At 60.4% G+C, this 15032-nt stretch carries 17 protein-coding genes; 5 read left to right on the forward strand and 12 right to left on the reverse strand.

The window, feature by feature from the left end; translation table 11 throughout:
* The first annotated feature begins 30 nt into the window (after positions 1-30).
* The 5 genes from hemA to murI are packed head-to-tail and all read left to right on the forward strand — an operon-like array spanning position 31 to position 4760.
* On the forward strand, positions 31-1314 hold the full coding sequence (hemA, locus tag ACZRKZ_RS00330) for a glutamyl-tRNA reductase (protein WP_463967991.1): 1284 nt from the start codon (positions 31-33) through the stop codon (positions 1312-1314).
* Complete coding sequence (prfA, locus tag ACZRKZ_RS00335) at positions 1311-2393, forward strand: peptide chain release factor 1 (protein ID WP_133101953.1); 1083 nt, start codon at positions 1311-1313, stop codon at positions 2391-2393. Before hemA ends, prfA begins: the two co-directional genes overlap by 4 nt.
* Positions 2394-3224, forward strand: a complete 831-nt coding sequence (prmC, locus tag ACZRKZ_RS00340; protein WP_463980400.1) for a peptide chain release factor N(5)-glutamine methyltransferase — start codon at positions 2394-2396, stop codon at positions 3222-3224.
* Positions 3218-3973, forward strand: coding sequence for a molybdopterin-synthase adenylyltransferase MoeB (locus ACZRKZ_RS00345; protein ID WP_463980401.1), 756 nt, complete (start codon positions 3218-3220; stop codon positions 3971-3973). Before prmC ends, ACZRKZ_RS00345 begins: the two co-directional genes overlap by 7 nt.
* The gene (gene murI, locus ACZRKZ_RS00350; RefSeq protein ID WP_463980402.1) at positions 3966-4760 is read left to right on the forward strand and encodes a glutamate racemase; all 795 of its coding nucleotides are present in this window, start codon (positions 3966-3968) and stop codon (positions 4758-4760) included. The genes ACZRKZ_RS00345 and murI overlap by 8 nt, the downstream gene beginning before the upstream one ends.
* Before the next feature lie 164 nt (positions 4761-4924).
* Here murI and ACZRKZ_RS00355 read toward each other — a convergent pair whose 3' ends face one another.
* The 12 genes from ACZRKZ_RS00355 to ACZRKZ_RS00410 form a co-directional block, all read right to left on the reverse strand.
* Positions 4925-5230, reverse strand: a complete 306-nt coding sequence (locus ACZRKZ_RS00355) for a YkgJ family cysteine cluster protein (RefSeq protein WP_149411743.1) — start codon at positions 5228-5230, stop codon at positions 4925-4927.
* Positions 5231-5284: 54 nt separating this feature from the next.
* A complete protein-coding gene (locus ACZRKZ_RS00360) occupies positions 5285-5764 on the reverse strand; it encodes a DUF2878 domain-containing protein (RefSeq protein WP_463980403.1) in 480 nt (159 codons plus the stop codon).
* On the reverse strand, positions 5757-7028 hold the full coding sequence (locus tag ACZRKZ_RS00365) for a class I SAM-dependent methyltransferase (protein WP_463980404.1): 1272 nt from the start codon (positions 7026-7028) through the stop codon (positions 5757-5759). Before ACZRKZ_RS00365 ends, ACZRKZ_RS00360 begins: the two co-directional genes overlap by 8 nt.
* Complete coding sequence (locus tag ACZRKZ_RS00370) at positions 7015-7824, reverse strand: DUF1365 domain-containing protein (RefSeq protein ID WP_463980405.1); 810 nt, start codon at positions 7822-7824, stop codon at positions 7015-7017. The genes ACZRKZ_RS00365 and ACZRKZ_RS00370 overlap by 14 nt, the downstream gene beginning before the upstream one ends.
* Positions 7821-9068: an NAD(P)/FAD-dependent oxidoreductase gene (locus ACZRKZ_RS00375; RefSeq protein WP_463980406.1), complete on the reverse strand. Its 1248-nt coding sequence runs from the start codon at positions 9066-9068 to the stop codon at positions 7821-7823. Before ACZRKZ_RS00375 ends, ACZRKZ_RS00370 begins: the two co-directional genes overlap by 4 nt.
* Positions 9065-9847 (reverse strand): SDR family NAD(P)-dependent oxidoreductase, encoded by a 783-nt coding sequence (locus tag ACZRKZ_RS00380; protein WP_463980407.1) that lies wholly within the window; start codon positions 9845-9847, stop codon positions 9065-9067. The genes ACZRKZ_RS00375 and ACZRKZ_RS00380 overlap by 4 nt, the downstream gene beginning before the upstream one ends.
* Positions 9844-10266 carry a nuclear transport factor 2 family protein gene (locus tag ACZRKZ_RS00385; protein ID WP_463980408.1) on the reverse strand — a complete coding sequence of 141 codons (423 nt, stop codon included), beginning with the start codon at positions 10264-10266 and terminating at the stop codon, positions 9844-9846. The genes ACZRKZ_RS00380 and ACZRKZ_RS00385 overlap by 4 nt, the downstream gene beginning before the upstream one ends.
* Positions 10259-11704 carry a deoxyribodipyrimidine photo-lyase gene (gene phrB / locus ACZRKZ_RS00390; RefSeq protein ID WP_463980409.1) on the reverse strand — a complete coding sequence of 482 codons (1446 nt, stop codon included), beginning with the start codon at positions 11702-11704 and terminating at the stop codon, positions 10259-10261. Before phrB ends, ACZRKZ_RS00385 begins: the two co-directional genes overlap by 8 nt.
* Complete coding sequence (locus ACZRKZ_RS00395) at positions 11705-12640, reverse strand: MerR family transcriptional regulator (RefSeq protein ID WP_463980410.1); 936 nt, start codon at positions 12638-12640, stop codon at positions 11705-11707.
* Positions 12641-12643: 3 nt separating this feature from the next.
* The gene (locus tag ACZRKZ_RS00400) at positions 12644-13615 is read right to left on the reverse strand and encodes a YbgA family protein (RefSeq protein WP_463980411.1); all 972 of its coding nucleotides are present in this window, start codon (positions 13613-13615) and stop codon (positions 12644-12646) included.
* Between the two features lie 112 nt (positions 13616-13727).
* Positions 13728-13943 carry a TIGR02450 family Trp-rich protein gene (locus ACZRKZ_RS00405; RefSeq protein WP_463980412.1) on the reverse strand — a complete coding sequence of 72 codons (216 nt, stop codon included), beginning with the start codon at positions 13941-13943 and terminating at the stop codon, positions 13728-13730.
* Positions 13940-14926 carry an NAD(P)/FAD-dependent oxidoreductase gene (locus tag ACZRKZ_RS00410; protein WP_463980413.1) on the reverse strand — a complete coding sequence of 329 codons (987 nt, stop codon included), beginning with the start codon at positions 14924-14926 and terminating at the stop codon, positions 13940-13942. Before ACZRKZ_RS00410 ends, ACZRKZ_RS00405 begins: the two co-directional genes overlap by 4 nt.
* Positions 14927-15032 lie beyond the last annotated feature (106 nt).

Below are 15032 nucleotides of genomic sequence, written 5' to 3' on the forward strand. Positions count from 1 at the left end.
TCGGCCTCTCGACATCATCAGCGATATTGAATGGCCTTCCTTGCTCTGGGTATTAACCACAAGACTGCTTCTGTAGACGTCCGCGAGCGCGTAGCGTTTACCCCGGAGCAGTTGGTTGAGGCCTTGCAGCAGCTCTGCCGGCTCACTGACAGCCGCGAAGCTGCGATCCTTTCTACCTGCAATCGCAGCGAGCTCTATATAGAGCAGGAACATCTTTCGGTGGATGTGGTGCTGCGCTGGCTGGCTGATTACCACCATTTGAGCCTTGAAGAGCTGCGCGCAAGCGCTTATGTGCACGAAGAAGATGCGGCAGTTCGTCACATGATGCGGGTCGCCTCCGGGCTCGATTCGCTGGTATTGGGCGAACCGCAAATTCTCGGCCAGATGAAATCGGCCTACGCCGTGGCCCGTGAAGCCGGGACCATCGGCCCGCTGCTGGGGCGTTTGTTTCAGGCCACGTTCAACTCGGCCAAACAGGTGCGCACCGATACCGCCATCGGCGAAAACCCGGTCTCCGTGGCATTTGCCGCTGTCAGCCTGGCCAAGCAGATCTTCAGCGACTTGCAACGCAGCCAGGCGCTGCTGATCGGTGCCGGCGAAACCATCACCCTGGTCGCCCGCCACCTGCATGAGCTGGGGGTCAAGCGGATCGTCGTAGCCAACCGTACCCTGGAACGTGCCAGCATCCTCGCCGAGCAGTTTGGCGCCCACGCGGTGTTGCTCTCGGAAATCCCCGCCGAACTGGTGCGCAGCGACATCGTGATTAGTTCCACCGCCAGTCAGTTGCCGATCCTCGGTAAAGGCGCGGTAGAAAGCGCCTTGAAGCTGCGCAAGCACAAGCCGATCTTCATGGTGGATATCGCCGTTCCCCGGGATATCGAGCCTGAAGTCGGCGAGTTGGACGACGTTTACCTCTATAGCGTCGACGATCTCCACGAAGTGGTCGCTGAAAACCTCAAGAGCCGCCAGGGCGCAGCCCAGGCAGCCGAGGAAATGGTCAGCGCCGGCGCCGATGACTTCATGGTGCGCCTGCGTGAACTGGCCGCCGTCGATGTGCTCAAGGCTTACCGCCAGCAGGGCGAGCGCCTGCGGGATGAGGAATTGATCAAGGCCCAGCGTATGCTGGCCAACGGCAGCAGCGCCGAAGACGTGCTGATGCACCTGGCCCGTGGCCTCACCAACAAATTGCTGCACGCCCCAAGCGTACAGCTTAAAAAACTGACTGCCGAAGGCCGCCTCGATGCGCTGGCCATGGCCCAGGAACTCTTTGCCCTCAATGAGGGCACGTCGGCTTCGGATAAAAAACCGCAATGAAAGCGTCACTGCTCAATAAGCTGGACATGATCCAGGATCGTTTCGAGGAACTGACCGCCTTGCTCGGCGATGGCGAAGTCATCTCCGATCAAAACAAGTTCCGCACCTATTCCAAGGAATACGCGGAAGTTGAACCCATTGTGGCCATCTATACACAGCTGCTCAAGGTTCAGGCTGACCTCGAAGGCGCCCAGGCGTTGCTCAAGGACAGCGACCCGGACATGCGCGAAATGGCTGTTGAAGAAGTGCGCGAAGCCAAGGACAGGCTGATCGAACTGGAAGGCGACCTGCAACGCATGTTGCTGCCCAAGGACCCCAACGATGGGCGCAACGTATTCCTGGAAATCCGTGCCGGCACTGGCGGTGACGAAGCGGCGATCTTCTCCGGGGACCTGTTTCGCATGTATTCGCGCTATGCCGAACGCCGCGGCTGGCGTGTCGAGATCCTGTCCGAGAACATCGGTGAACATGGCGGCTATAAAGAGGTCATCGCCCGGATTGAAGGCGACAACGTCTACGGCAAGCTGAAATTCGAATCTGGCGCTCACCGCGTACAGCGGGTTCCGGCCACTGAATCCCAGGGCCGCATTCACACATCGGCTTGCACCGTGGCGGTGTTGCCTGAGCCGGACGAGCAGGAAGCCATCGAGATCAACTCGGCGGACTTGCGGGTCGACACCTACCGTTCATCGGGTGCTGGCGGCCAGCACGTCAACAAGACCGACTCGGCAATCCGTATCACCCACTTGCCGTCGGGTATTGTGGTGGAGTGTCAGGAAGAGCGTTCCCAGCACAAAAACCGAGCGCGTGCGATGTCCTGGCTGTCGGCCAAGCTCAATGACCAGCAGACCAGCGCCGCCGCCAATGCGATTGCCAGCGAGCGCAAATTGCTGGTGGGCTCCGGTGACCGTTCCGAGCGCATCCGGACCTACAACTTTGCCCAGGGCCGGGTCACCGATCACCGGGTCAACCTGACCCTGTACTCCTTGGATGAAATTCTTGCCGGTGGCGTGGACGCGGTGATCGAGCCGTTGCTGGCCGAATACCAGGCCGACCAACTGGCAGCGATAGGTGAATAAATGACCATTATTGCTAGTTTGTTACGCGCCGCCGAGTTGCCTGACTCGCCCACCGCGCGCCTTGATGTGGAATTGCTACTGGCCGCTGCCCTGGGCAAGTCTCGCAGCTACCTGCACACCTGGCCGGAAAAGATCGTCAGCAGCGAAGCCGCGCTGACCTTCGCCAGCTACCTGCAACGCCGCCGTAGCGGCGAGCCCGTGGCCTATATCCTCGGCCAGCAAGGGTTCTGGAAGCTGGACCTGGAAGTGGCACCGCACACGCTGATCCCGCGTCCAGAAACCGAGTTGTTGGTGGAAGCCGCCCTGGAATTACTGCCCGCCACGCCGGCCAATGTCCTGGACTTGGGCACCGGCAGTGGTGCGATTGCCCTGGCTCTGGCCAACGAGCGTCCGGATTGGAAAGTCACTGCGGTCGACCGCGTGCTCGAAGCTGTGGCCCTCGCCGAGCGTAATCGCCAGCGCCTGCACCTGAACAACGCCACGGTGCTGAACAGCCATTGGTTCAGCGCCCTGAAAGATCACACCTACGACCTGATCATCAGTAACCCGCCGTATATCGCCGACACCGACCCGCACCTGGCAGCCGGTGATGTGCGTTTCGAGCCGGCCAGCGCCTTGGTGGCCGGCCACGATGGCCTGGACGACCTGCGCCTGATCATCGCTCAGGCACCCGCGCATCTGGATGCCGGCGGCTGGCTGCTGCTGGAGCATGGTTATGACCAGGCCCAGGCCGTTCGCGACCTGTTGCTGGCGCAAGGCTTCGAAGAGGTCCACAGCCGCATCGACCTCGGCGGCCACGAACGCATCAGCCTGGGACGCCGGCCGTGCTGACCGATCAGGAACTGTTGCGCTATAGCCGGCAGATTCTGTTGCAGCATGTCGACATCGACGGCCAGTTGCGCCTGAAAAAAAGCCGTGCGCTGATTGTCGGCCTCGGCGGCCTGGGCGCACCGGTTGCCTTGTACCTCGCGGCAGCCGGCGTTGGTGAACTGCATTTGGCGGATTTCGACACCGTCGACCTGACCAACCTGCAACGCCAGATCATCCACGACACCGACAGTGTGGGCCTTACCAAAGTCGATTCGGCCATCCGCCGCCTGGGCGCGATCAATCCTGAGATCCAATTGGTCGCCCATCGCACCGCGCTGGACGCCGACTCCCTGGCCGCCGCCGTGGCTGCGGTAGACGTGGTGCTGGATTGCTCCGACAACTTCTCCACCCGCGAAGCGGTAAATGCCGCCTGTGTGGCTGCCGGTAAACCGCTGGTCAGCGGTGCGGCGATTCGTCTGGACGGTCAGCTTTCGGTGTTCGATCCCCGGCGTGCCGAAAGTCCGTGTTACCACTGTTTATACGGGCACGGCAGCGAAGCCGAACTGACTTGCAGCGAAGCCGGCGTAATCGGCCCGCTGGTGGGTTTGGTGGGCAGCCTGCAAGCCCTGGAAGCGCTGAAGCTGCTGGCCGGTTTCGGTGAGCCGCTGGTAGGGCGGCTGTTGTTGATCGATGCCTTGACCACGCGTTTTCGTGAGTTGCGGGTCAAGCGAGATCCGGGTTGCAGCGTCTGCGGTACCCGACATGGTTAAGGACGCGCCGATTGGTGTGTTCGACTCCGGTGTCGGCGGCCTGTCGGTGCTGGACGAAATCCAGCGCCTATTGCCCCATGAGTCGCTGTTGTACGTGGCCGATTGCGGGCACATACCCTATGGCGAGAAAACTCCGGAATTTATTCGCGAACGCTCTCGGCTGATCGCCGGGTTTTTCCGCGAGCAGGGTGCCAAGGCCTTTGTGATCGCGTGCAACACCGCGACCGTGGCTGCTGTCGCTGACCTGCGGCGGGATTTTCCCGATTGGCCGCTGGTGGGCATGGAACCCGCCGTCAAACCGGCTGCGGCGGCTACCCGCAGTGGCGTGGTCGGCGTGCTGGCGACCACCGGCACGCTGCAGAGCGCCAAGTTCGCCGCGTTGCTGGACCGCTTTGCCACCGACGTGCGGGTGATTACCCAGCCGTGTCCGGGGCTGGTGGAGCTGATCGAAACCGGCGACCTGAGCAGCCCTGCCTTGCGCCTGCTGTTGCAAGGTTATGTCGAACCGCTGGTCGAGGCCGGTTGCGACACCATTATTCTGGGCTGCACTCACTATCCCTTTCTCAAGCCACTGCTGGCGCAACTGCTACCGCCCACGATCATCCTGATCGACACCGGGGCGGCGGTTGCACGTCAGTTGCAGCGGCTTTTGGGTGAGCGCGGATTGTTGGCCGAGGGCAATCCCCGGACGGCGCAATTCTGGACGAGTGGCGATCCGGAACACCTGAGAAAAATCCTACCAACACTATGGAAATCTTCAGGTGTTGTACGAAGCTTTGTCTTGTGAAAAGTTTGTAAGGTCGCGTTCTTTTTGCACTGAACTTCTATAGGACGTTAGCCTGTAGAAAATCATACGAACTTCGTTCGGAAGGAATGCTTCTTATGAAACACTTGTTCGGTTTGGCTGCGATTGCGGCCAAACACAGATAGGCTCCCACATCTGATCGAAGATCAGCGATACATCGTCGCAATCCCCTGGCGCTCGTCGATGCACTCCGGCGCACCCATCTCGAACTCCCGGCAGATCAGCGGGCGTTTCTCGTAGATGCTGCACATCATTGTGTTGCGATCCAGCGCCGCGCACCAGCCATCGTCCAGGCGCAGCATGACTTCGCCGCCCCAATCGTCAGTGTCGATAAAACGTTCAGGCACACCGGTGTCGGTGATCAGCATGACTTCCAACTGGCAGCAGCACGCGGCGCAGGTGGAGCAGGTGACGGCGGGTTCGGCAATTTGAGTGTGGGGAATGGTGGTCATAGGCGCGCAGTGTAAGGCAACAGCGCTGCATCGGTGTGAAAGCTCTGACGGACGTTACTGTGCTATCCGGTGTAGCCCTCTAAAAACCAGCGCCCAGAGCAACCCCAGCCCAACAAGCGTTGGCCCGGTACCGTAAGGGAAAATTACGCCAGCCAATTGGCTGCCGGCGTAGTAGGACAGCGGCCCGCCCAGCGCCCCTAGCAGGCTGGCGCGCCACCAGGGGCGTGCTGTCCAGGCCAGACAATGACGCAGAGTGGTGGCTAACAGCGCCCACAGCAGGATCAGCCAGAAAGGAATCAATGGGCCAGGTTCGCTGAACTGAAACACGCCCAAACTGCGTAATAGCGTGTCGAGCACCGTGCCAGCCAGAGTGACGTCGAGAATAAGTCCTCCTTCTTTGGCATATGAACTTATCCACAGCAGATGGATAGCCAATACCGCCAACCCCACCAGCAACCACAGACTGTCACCGCCAATGACGCAGGCAAACCAGCCGCACTGAAACAGCACGGCATTCGCCAGCTTTTTAAGCATTAAAGCGGCCGAGTAAGGGTTGGGTTACCGCCGAGGGCTTGGCCAGCAGCAATTGTGCCGTGCCGATGGTGCGCTCCATGAAACCGCCTTCGCAGTAGCACAGGTAAAACTCCCACAGGCGCAGAAAGTATTCGTCGTAGCCCAGTTCCATCAGGCGGCCATGGGCGCGGCGAAAGCTCTCATGCCACAGCCGCAGGGTTCGCGCGTAGTGCAGGCCGAAGTCTTCCATGTGCAGCAGGTTCATGTCGGTGTCGCGGCTGACGATGTCCAGCATTTTTTGCACACTGGGCAGGGCGCCGCCGGGGAAGATGTAGCGCTGGATAAAGTCCACGCTGCCCTTGGCCTGTTCGTAGCGTTGCTCGCGGATGGTGATGGCTTGCAGCAGCATCAGGCCGTCGCTCTTGAGTAACTGCGCGCACTGCTTGAAGTAAGTCGCCAGGAAACGATGGCCCACGGCTTCGATCATCTCGATCGACACCAGTTTGTCGTATTGCCCGGTGAGGTCGCGATAATCCTGCAACAGCAGCGTCACCTGATTGTGCAAACCCAGTGCTTCAATGCGCTTTTCGGTGTAGGCAAACTGCTCCTTGGACAAGGTCGTAGTGGTGACCTTGCAGCCATAGTGCTGCGCGGCGTACAGCGCCATGCTGCCCCAGCCAGTGCCGATTTCCAGCAGGTGATCCGAAGGCTTGAGCGCCAGTTTCTGGCAGATACGTTCCAGCTTGTTCAGTTGTGCCTGTTCCAGGGTGTCGTCGTCAGTAAGGAACTGTGCGGCCGAATACATCATGGTTGGGTCGAGAAACTCTTCGAATAAATCATTGCCCAGGTCGTAATGTGCGGCGATGTTCTTCTGTGAGCCCTTGCGGGTATTGCGGTTGAGCCAGTGCAGGCCTTGGGTGAAGGGCCGCGCCAGTTTCGCCAGGCCGCCTTCAAGAGCATCGAGTACATCGAGGTTGCTGACCATCACGCGCACTACGGCGGTCAGGTCCGGGCTGCTCCAGTAACCATGAATAAACGCCTCGCCGGCACCGATGGAACCGTTGGCCGCCACCAGGCCCCATACGGCCGGGTCAAGGATCTGGACTTCCCCCAGCAGGTGCGCTTCTCGAGCACCGAAGACTTGTCGCTCGCCGTCTTCGATCACCACCAACTGGCCGTGACGAAGGTTACCGAATTGGCGCAGCACAGCCTTGCGCAACAAGGCGCCGGTCATGCCGTTAACGTTTAAACGACTGGATTTGACCGATAAGCTAGGGGATTTCATGGCGGTGATCCTTGGTATACCCAACTGCAGTTCGTGAGGCGCCATCGGCGGCCTGGTGGGGAAAAATCGGCGTGCGTTTAAACAGCAAGCGCAGGGCTTGCCAGTAAATTGCCAGGCAGGTCTTGGCGGTCATCCAGGGGAAGCGCCACAGGTAACGGTGCAGGCTGGATCGATCGAGGGCCTCGCGTTGCAGGCTCAAGGTGGCGTCGAACACTTTGACCTCGCCTTGCCAGTCGGCCATGTGCACGCCGAGTCTTGTGGTGGGCGGGCTGAAGCTCATGCGGTATTCCAGGTCCCTTGGCAGGAACGGCGAGACATGAAACGCCTTGGCTACGGCAAAGTGTTGATGCTCATCGGCCGCTAGCGCCTGAGCTGGCAGCACGTAGTGGTAGCGCTCGCGCCAGGGCGTGTTGGTGACTTCGCAGAGGATCGCCGCCAGCCGCCCATCGGCTTCGAAACAGTAGAAAAAACTCACCGGATTAAACGCCAGGCCCCAACTGCGAGCCTGGGTTAGCAGGCAGATACCGCCTTGGGGCACATACCCCAGCGCCTTGCCGACTTCTTGCTGCACCGCGGCGGTCAAGCTCATGCCGTGGCGCGTGAATTCACGCAGATAGTCTTGCTGGCGAAAGGCAAAGGGCGCAAAGCGGCCGGTGCCGGCCAGGGGCGAGAGCTGCAACACGTGATCCTGTTCGCTGAGGTCCAGGTACAGCAGGCCGATCCGGTAGCGAAAGGCATGGGCCTTGGGCGTAAACCGGCGGTGGGCAATCCAGCCGCTGTACAGGGCGCTGTTCACAGGGTTTCCCCAAAGGCCTGGGCCACGCGCAGGGCGCTGACTACGCCGTCTTCATGAAAACCATTGGCCCAGTAGGCGCCGCAATAATAGGTGTGCCGGGTGCCATGCAACTCTTCCCAGCGGGCTTGCGCGGCTACGGCGGCCAGGCTGTATTGCGGATGGGCGTAGGTGTATCGGGCAAGGATTTTCAGGGGGTTGATCATCGCCGTCTGGTTGAGGCTGACGCAGAAGGTGGTCGAACTCTCGATGCCTTGCAGGATGTTCATGTCGTAAGTGACAGCCGCCTGCTTGTGGGCGTTACCGTCCAGCCGGTAGTTCCAACTGGCCCAGGCCAATTTACGATCCGGCAGCAAACGAATGTCGGTGTGCAGGACCACGTCATTATCGGCGTAGGGCATCGCGCCTAGGATCTGCTGCTCGGCCAGGCTAGGGTCACCCAGCAGGAGCAGGGCCTGGTCGCTGTGGCAGGCGAAGACCACTTTGTCGAACTGTTCGCTGCCAGCGACGCTGTGGAGGATCACGCCTTCAGCGGTACGCTCCACGCGGCTCACTGGGCAATTGAGGCGAATCTGTTCGCGAAAGGACACGCTCAGCGGCTCGATATAGCAGTTGGAACCGCCCTTGATCACGCACCATTGCGGCCGGTTGTTGACCGACAGCAGGCCGTGGTTCTTGAAGAACCGCACGAAAAATTGCAGCGGAAAACCGAGCATGTCCGCCAGCGACATCGACCAGATCGCCGCGCCCATGGGCACGATGTAATGGCGGATAAAGCGCGGGCCGTAGTTGCCGGCCTGCAAGTACTCGCCCAGGGTCATCTCGGCGCTGATGCGCTGCTCTTGCAGATCCAGCGGTGCCTGGCGATTGAAGCGCAGGATATCGCGCAACATGCCCCAGAAACCGGGGGAGAGAATGTTGCGGCGCTGGGCGAACAGGCTGTTGAGGTTGTTGCCGTTGTACTCAAAGCCTTCGTTCTGGTCGCATACCGAAAAGCTCATCTCGGTGGGCTTGAACGACACGCCAATCTGCCCGAGCAAGCGAATGAAGTTGGGGTAGGTCCAGTCGTTGAACACGATAAAGCCGGTGTCCACTGCGTACTGTTCATCTTCTACGGTCACGTTCACCGTGTGGGTATGACCGCCGATGCGCTCGCCCGCTTCGAACAGCGCAATGTCGTGGCGACGACTGAGCAGGTAGGCACTGGTCAGCCCAGAAATGCCACTGCCGATAATGGCGATCTTCACAGGTTGTCCTTATGAGGCGGCGGGCTGCGCAACATGCGCTTGCCGATGATCAGTTGCGCGCGGTTTGGCAGTTTCGACAGCGGCCACAAGGCGGCGATAAACAGCGCGGGGAAGGCGATCTCCAGTGGGCGATTGTTCAGCTTGGCGAAAATATGCCGGGCGGCCTTGTCTACCGGCCAGTTCAAGGGCATCGGGAAGTCGTTGCGGGCAGTCAGAGGTGTGTCGACAAAGCCCGGGCTGATCACGGTGACATCAATGCCTTCAGGCGACAGGTCGATACGCAGGGATTCAAACAGGTAGCGCAGGCCGGCCTTGGACGCGCCGTAGGCCTCGGCCCGTGACATCGGCAAATAGGTCACGGCGCTGGCGACGCCCACCAGATGCGGTGTATGACCGGCGCGCAACAGCGGCAAGGCCGCCTCGATGCAGTAACTGCTGGCCAGCAGGTTGGTGCGAACCACGTGCTCGATGATTGAGGAGTCAAACTGCCTGGCGTCGACGTATTCGCAGGTGCCCGCATTGAGGATCACCGTGTCCAGGGAACCCCAGACCACGGCGATATGCTCGCCGATCTCGCGCACTGTTTGGCTGTTGGTCAGGTCGCCCGCCACCACCAGCACTTGCCCCGGATATTTCTGATCAAGCTGCTCCAGCGGCGCTTTGGAGCGCGAACTGATCGCCACATGAGCGCCGCTGTTGAGCAGCTCTTCGGCCAGGGCGGCACCGATGCCACTGCTGGCGCCGGTCAACCAATAACGACGAGGCGGTGTAGGGCTCATCCCATTCTCCTTTTCAGCCAACTGACAACCCGACCGATTAGCGGCAAGTGTTCATAAAGCAGCGCGCCCGCATCGAAGTAATCTCGGTGCCGGTAAACCTTGTCGCGCCACAGCAGGTGCGAGCAGCCCTCCACCCGAATCAGTTGGCCCTTGGCCAGGCGCGGGTGGCAAAAACTCATTTTCCAGCGCAGATAACCTTCGCCCTCGGCCACTTGGTCGAAGCCGTGGAAATCAAAACGCAGCTGACTGACGTTGTCGTACATCCCGGCGAAATAGGCATGCAGTGCCGTCAGCCCCTGGACCTCGTGCAGCGGGTCGGTGAACGTGATGTCCTTGCTGTACAAGCTGTCGAGCAGGTGCAGGTTGTGTTTGTCCAGGGTCGCGAAGGCATGGGCAAACCGGCGCAGGAAATCACTCATACACACCCCCAGCCGACTGGTGCGAGGGCAGGCTGCGAAAGGCCGCCAGGGCGCGCTCCCGGGACTTCTTCAAGTCGACAATCGGCCGCGGGTAGTCGGCCACGCCAAACAGGCCGCCGACGGCATCGGGGTTATGCACTTCTTTTTTGTTCAGAGTGGCCAACTGCGGCAGCCAGTGCTTGATAAAACGTCCTTCACCGTCGAATTTTTCCGACTGGCTCAGCGGGCTGAAAATTCGGAAATAAGGCGCCGAGTCGGTGCCGGTGGATGAACTCCACTGCCAGCCACCGTTGTTGGCCGCCAGGTCGCCATCAATCAAGTGGCGCATGAAGAAACGCTCGCCTTCGCGCCAGTCGATCAACAGGTTCTTGGTGAGGAACATCGCCACCACCATGCGCAGGCGGTTGTGCATCCAGCCTGTTTCCAGCAACTGGCGCATGGCTGCGTCGATGATCGGCAGGCCAGTGCGCGCTTGCTGCCAGGCGGCCAGGTCTTCAGGGGCGTGGCGCCAGGCCACCGCTTCGGTTTGGGGGCGAAAGGCGCGGTGGCGGGAGACCCGAGGATAGCCCACCAGGATGTGTTTATAGAACTCGCGCCACAGCAGCTCGTTGATCCAGGTGATGGCGCCCATATCGCCGCTTTCAAATTCACCCCGGTTGCTTTGCAGCGCAGCGTGCAGGCACTGGCGCGGCGAGACCACGCCGGCGGCCAGGTAGGCGGACAACTGGCTAGTGCCGGGCTTGGCCGGGAAGTCTCGTTCGTGCTTGTAGTCGCTGATCTGCCCGTCGGTGAATTGCTCCAGGCGACGCCGCGCCTCGTCTTCACCCGCTGGCCACAGGGCACGCAGGCCTTCGCTGGGCGTGGCGAAACCGCTGACGTGCTCAGGGACCGGATCGCTTTTCAGGTCCAATACAGTTTGCGTCCTGGGCGTTGCCACCAATCGGGGCAGGGCGCTGTGCAGGCGGTTGTAACAGACTTTGCGAAACTGGCTGAACACCTGGAAGTAAGTACCGGTCTTGGTCAGCACGCTGCCGGGTTGGAACAGCAACTGGTCCAAGTAGCGGTGGAAGGTGACGCCCTGGCCCTCCAGCGTCTGGGCGACGGCTGCGTCGCGACGGCTTTCATGGATGCCATATTCTTCGTTGACGTGGACCGACTCGATCGATAGCTCCTGGCACAATTGCGCGAGCACCTGCGGCGCCTGATCCCACGTTGCGGCATAACGGATCAGCAGCGGGATGTTCAATTCAGCCAGGGCTTGGCTCAAGGCCTGCAGGTTGCGCAGCCAGAAATCCACCTTGCACGGTGCATCGTCATGGGCAAGCCATTGATCGGGGGTGATCAAGTAGACAGCTGCCGTTGAGCCTCGCTGGCTTGCGGCAGTGAGGGCGGTGTTGTCATGCAGGCGCAGGTCGGTGCGCAGCCAGGTCAAGTGCATTTAGAGAAGTCCACGCTGGATCAATGCCTGATGGGCCGACAACGGGTCTTCGGCCAGGAATAATTCAGGGATGTCATGGGTTAATACGGACAACTCGGCTTGATGGATGCATACCGTTGGTCCGGCCATTAGTGTTGGGCAACTGACGCCGCTCAGGAGCTTCGCAAAGGCCACCAAATTGATGGCCTTGCTCGAATAAAGCAGCACTGCACGGGGCTGCAAATGCTCGACGGCCAGGGTCAGCTCGCCGGCGGGCAGTGGCCAGTCGAAGACCTCCACAGGGCAGTCGGCGCTGCTGACCAGCCAGGCGGTCAACCACAAGTGGGGTTCCAGAGGTAGATCCGAGTGATTGATCAGCAATAACGGCGGCCCATTGAGCTGACGGTTGTTGTGGTACATCCGGGCGCCGAACTTGCTGCGCAGCCAGGAATGGAAAAACACCCGCTCCATTTGCGCACCGAACTGCCCTTGCCAGCGTTGTTCAAGTTCCTTGAGCAGCGGCAGCAACAGTTGCTCGCACAGGGTGCGCGGCGGGTACAGCGCCATGGCCTGGTTGAAGGCATCGTCCACCCGGCGCTCGGCCAGTTGACTGATGGCTATTAGCAGATGTTGGCGCAGGCTATGCCATTCGTTTTCTACGCTGTCGTCGACGGGTTGTGCGGTGTCGATCAGTTGTTTGACCTGGCTGACCGGTACGCCACGATTAAGCCATGTGAGGATGGTGTGGATGCGTTGCACGTGATCGGCGGAGAACAGTCGATGCCCCTTGGGCGTGCGTTGCGGCACGATCAGGCCGTAACGCCGTTCCCAGGCGCGCAGGGTTACGGCGTTGACACCGGTCTGGCGCGCCACTTCGCGAATCGGCAGCCAGCCTTGTTCCAGGGCCTGGGCAAAGTTTTCGCCGGGTTCGATATCGTCTTGTACAAGCACATTCATGGGTTAAATCGCATTACGCAGGCTGAGGTTTTCCGGGTGCGGTTGCAGGTAAACCTGCTGCTCTATGTAGCGGTCCGGATGTTGGCGAAAGTGGTGTTTGAGCAAGGTCATCGGCACCACCAACGGCACGATGCCGTGGCGGTATTGGTCGATGATGGTCTGCACTTCCTGTTTGTCTTCGGCGCTGATGGCTTGCTTGAGGTAACCGCTGATGTGTTGCAGCACGTTGGTGTGGGTGCCGCGGGTGGCGCATTTTTTCAGTGCCGTCATCAGTTTGCTGAAATAGCCCACACCCAGTTGGTTGAGGTCGACGTCCTTGCTCATGTTGCCCAGCAGGTGGCCGAGGCTTTTGTAGTGGGCCGGGCTGTGGGCCATCAGCAGGTATTTGTAGCGCGAGTGGAATGCCAGCAGGCGGTGGCGGGTCAGGCCCTCGGCCAGCAGCTGTTGCCAGGTGGCGTAGACGAAGACGCGGGTCAGGAAGTTTTCCCGCAGTACCGGGTCATTGAGCCGACCGTCTTCTTCCACCGGCAGGTTGGGGTGGCGGGCACAGAACGCCTGGGCGTAGATGCCGCGTCCACCGCCATCGATGGGCATGCCGTTATCCTGATATACCTTGACTCGTTCCAGGCCACAGGAGGGTGATTTCTGCATGAAGATGTAGCCGCAGAGGTCGGTGTGTTCGGCGGCCATCTGCTGGCCGTAGTCGTCCAGCGGCTGGGTCACGTTCAGTTCGCGGTGAACGGTGCCGACAGCTTGAGGGTGCTGGGGATCGCCCACCAGGCGGATCGGTTCTCGGGGAATGCCCAGGCCGATGGCGACTTCGGGGCACAAGGGCACGAAGTCAAAATAATCCGTCAGGGTCTGGCTGCACAGTTGCGATTGCTTGTGTCCACCGTTGAAGCGCACGTTCTCGCCCAGCAGGCAGGCACTGATGGCGATTTTGGGTTTGCTAGTAGTGGACGGGGTACTGGACATGCCAAAACCTCTGCAAGATTCTTGTACGGGATGTTATTTGTGTACAACTAAACCTCATCATAGGTTTGATGCTGTACAAGTCAATTTATTTGTATAGGTATTTGCCGTCGGGTTATTTCCAACCCATTTTCCAGTCTTCGGCATTTTGCAGGGTGTGCCAGGCCAGGCGTTCGCCACGGTGGGTGAGTACAGCTTGCAATTCGATTTCCAGCACCGTGCCTTCTTCGTCGCGAAACAATTCGCTGACCAGGAAGTGTTTTTCTTTGTTGCGGGGGCGGGCCGCTGTCCACTTCGACAGCAGCAATTTGGCGGGATTGATGCGGTTCACTGCAGGTGCTCGATCAGCCGCTTTGCCGCTTCCTGGCCGCTGAGCCAGGCACCTTCGACCCGGCCCGACAGGCACCAGTCGCCGCACACGTACAGCCCCAGATCGGCGTCGGCCAGCACGCCCCATTCGTGGCTGCTGGCCGGCCGGGCATAGAGCCAGCGGTGAGCCAGGCTGAAGGAGGGGGCAGGCATGGTGCAGTGCAGTAGTTCGGCGAATGCGCCGTGCAGCAGTTCGATCACCGCGTCCTTGGGCAGGTCCAGGTGCTGCTTGCTCCAGGTGCTGGTGGCGTGCAATACCCAGGTGTCGAGGGTGTTATCGCGCCCCGGTTTGCTGCGGTTGCGGGCCAGCCAGTCCAGCGGGCTGTCCTGCACGAAGCAGCCTTCCATGGGTGTATCCAAGGGTGTGTCGAACGCCAGGGCGATGGCCCAGGTAGGGTCCATTTTTACCCCGGCGGCGGCACTGGCCAATTTTGGTACGGCGGCCAGCAGCGCAGTGGCCTGGGGCGCCGGGGTGGCGATGATCACATGGCTGAAGGGACCGTGGTTGCCGCCGTTGGCGTCCAGCAGGTTCCAGTGCTGTTTGCCTTGGAACACTTCGGTGATGCGGCAGCCGAACTCCACAGGCAAGTCGTTAAGCAGGGCGCGGGTGATGGCACTCATGCGGGGCGTGCCCACCCAGCGGGTCTGTTCATCAGGGGAGGGGCTGAGCTGGCCGGACTGGAAGTTGTACAGCTGCGGCTTCCATTGGGCGACCCAACCATTGGCTTGCCAGCGCTGCACTTCGTTGACGAAGCGCCGGTCGCGGGCGGTGAAATACTGGGCGCCCAGGTCCAGGGCGCCAGCATCACTGCGCTTGCTGGACATGCGTCCGCCGCTGCCACGGCTTTTATCGAAGAGTTGTACAACGTGCCCGGCATCTTTTAACGCTCGGGCGGCCGAAAGTCCGGCGATGCCGGTACCAATGATCGCGATGGGAACAGTCATGGAGGGCCTCATTTTACCGTTGGGTACAGGCTACATCGCCATCAATAGCTGTACAATTTTATTTTTTAGTATAGGTTTTGGCGTACCTGAACGTTTGGCGTGACCT

The organism is Pseudomonas sp. c313, from assembly GCF_055407145.1.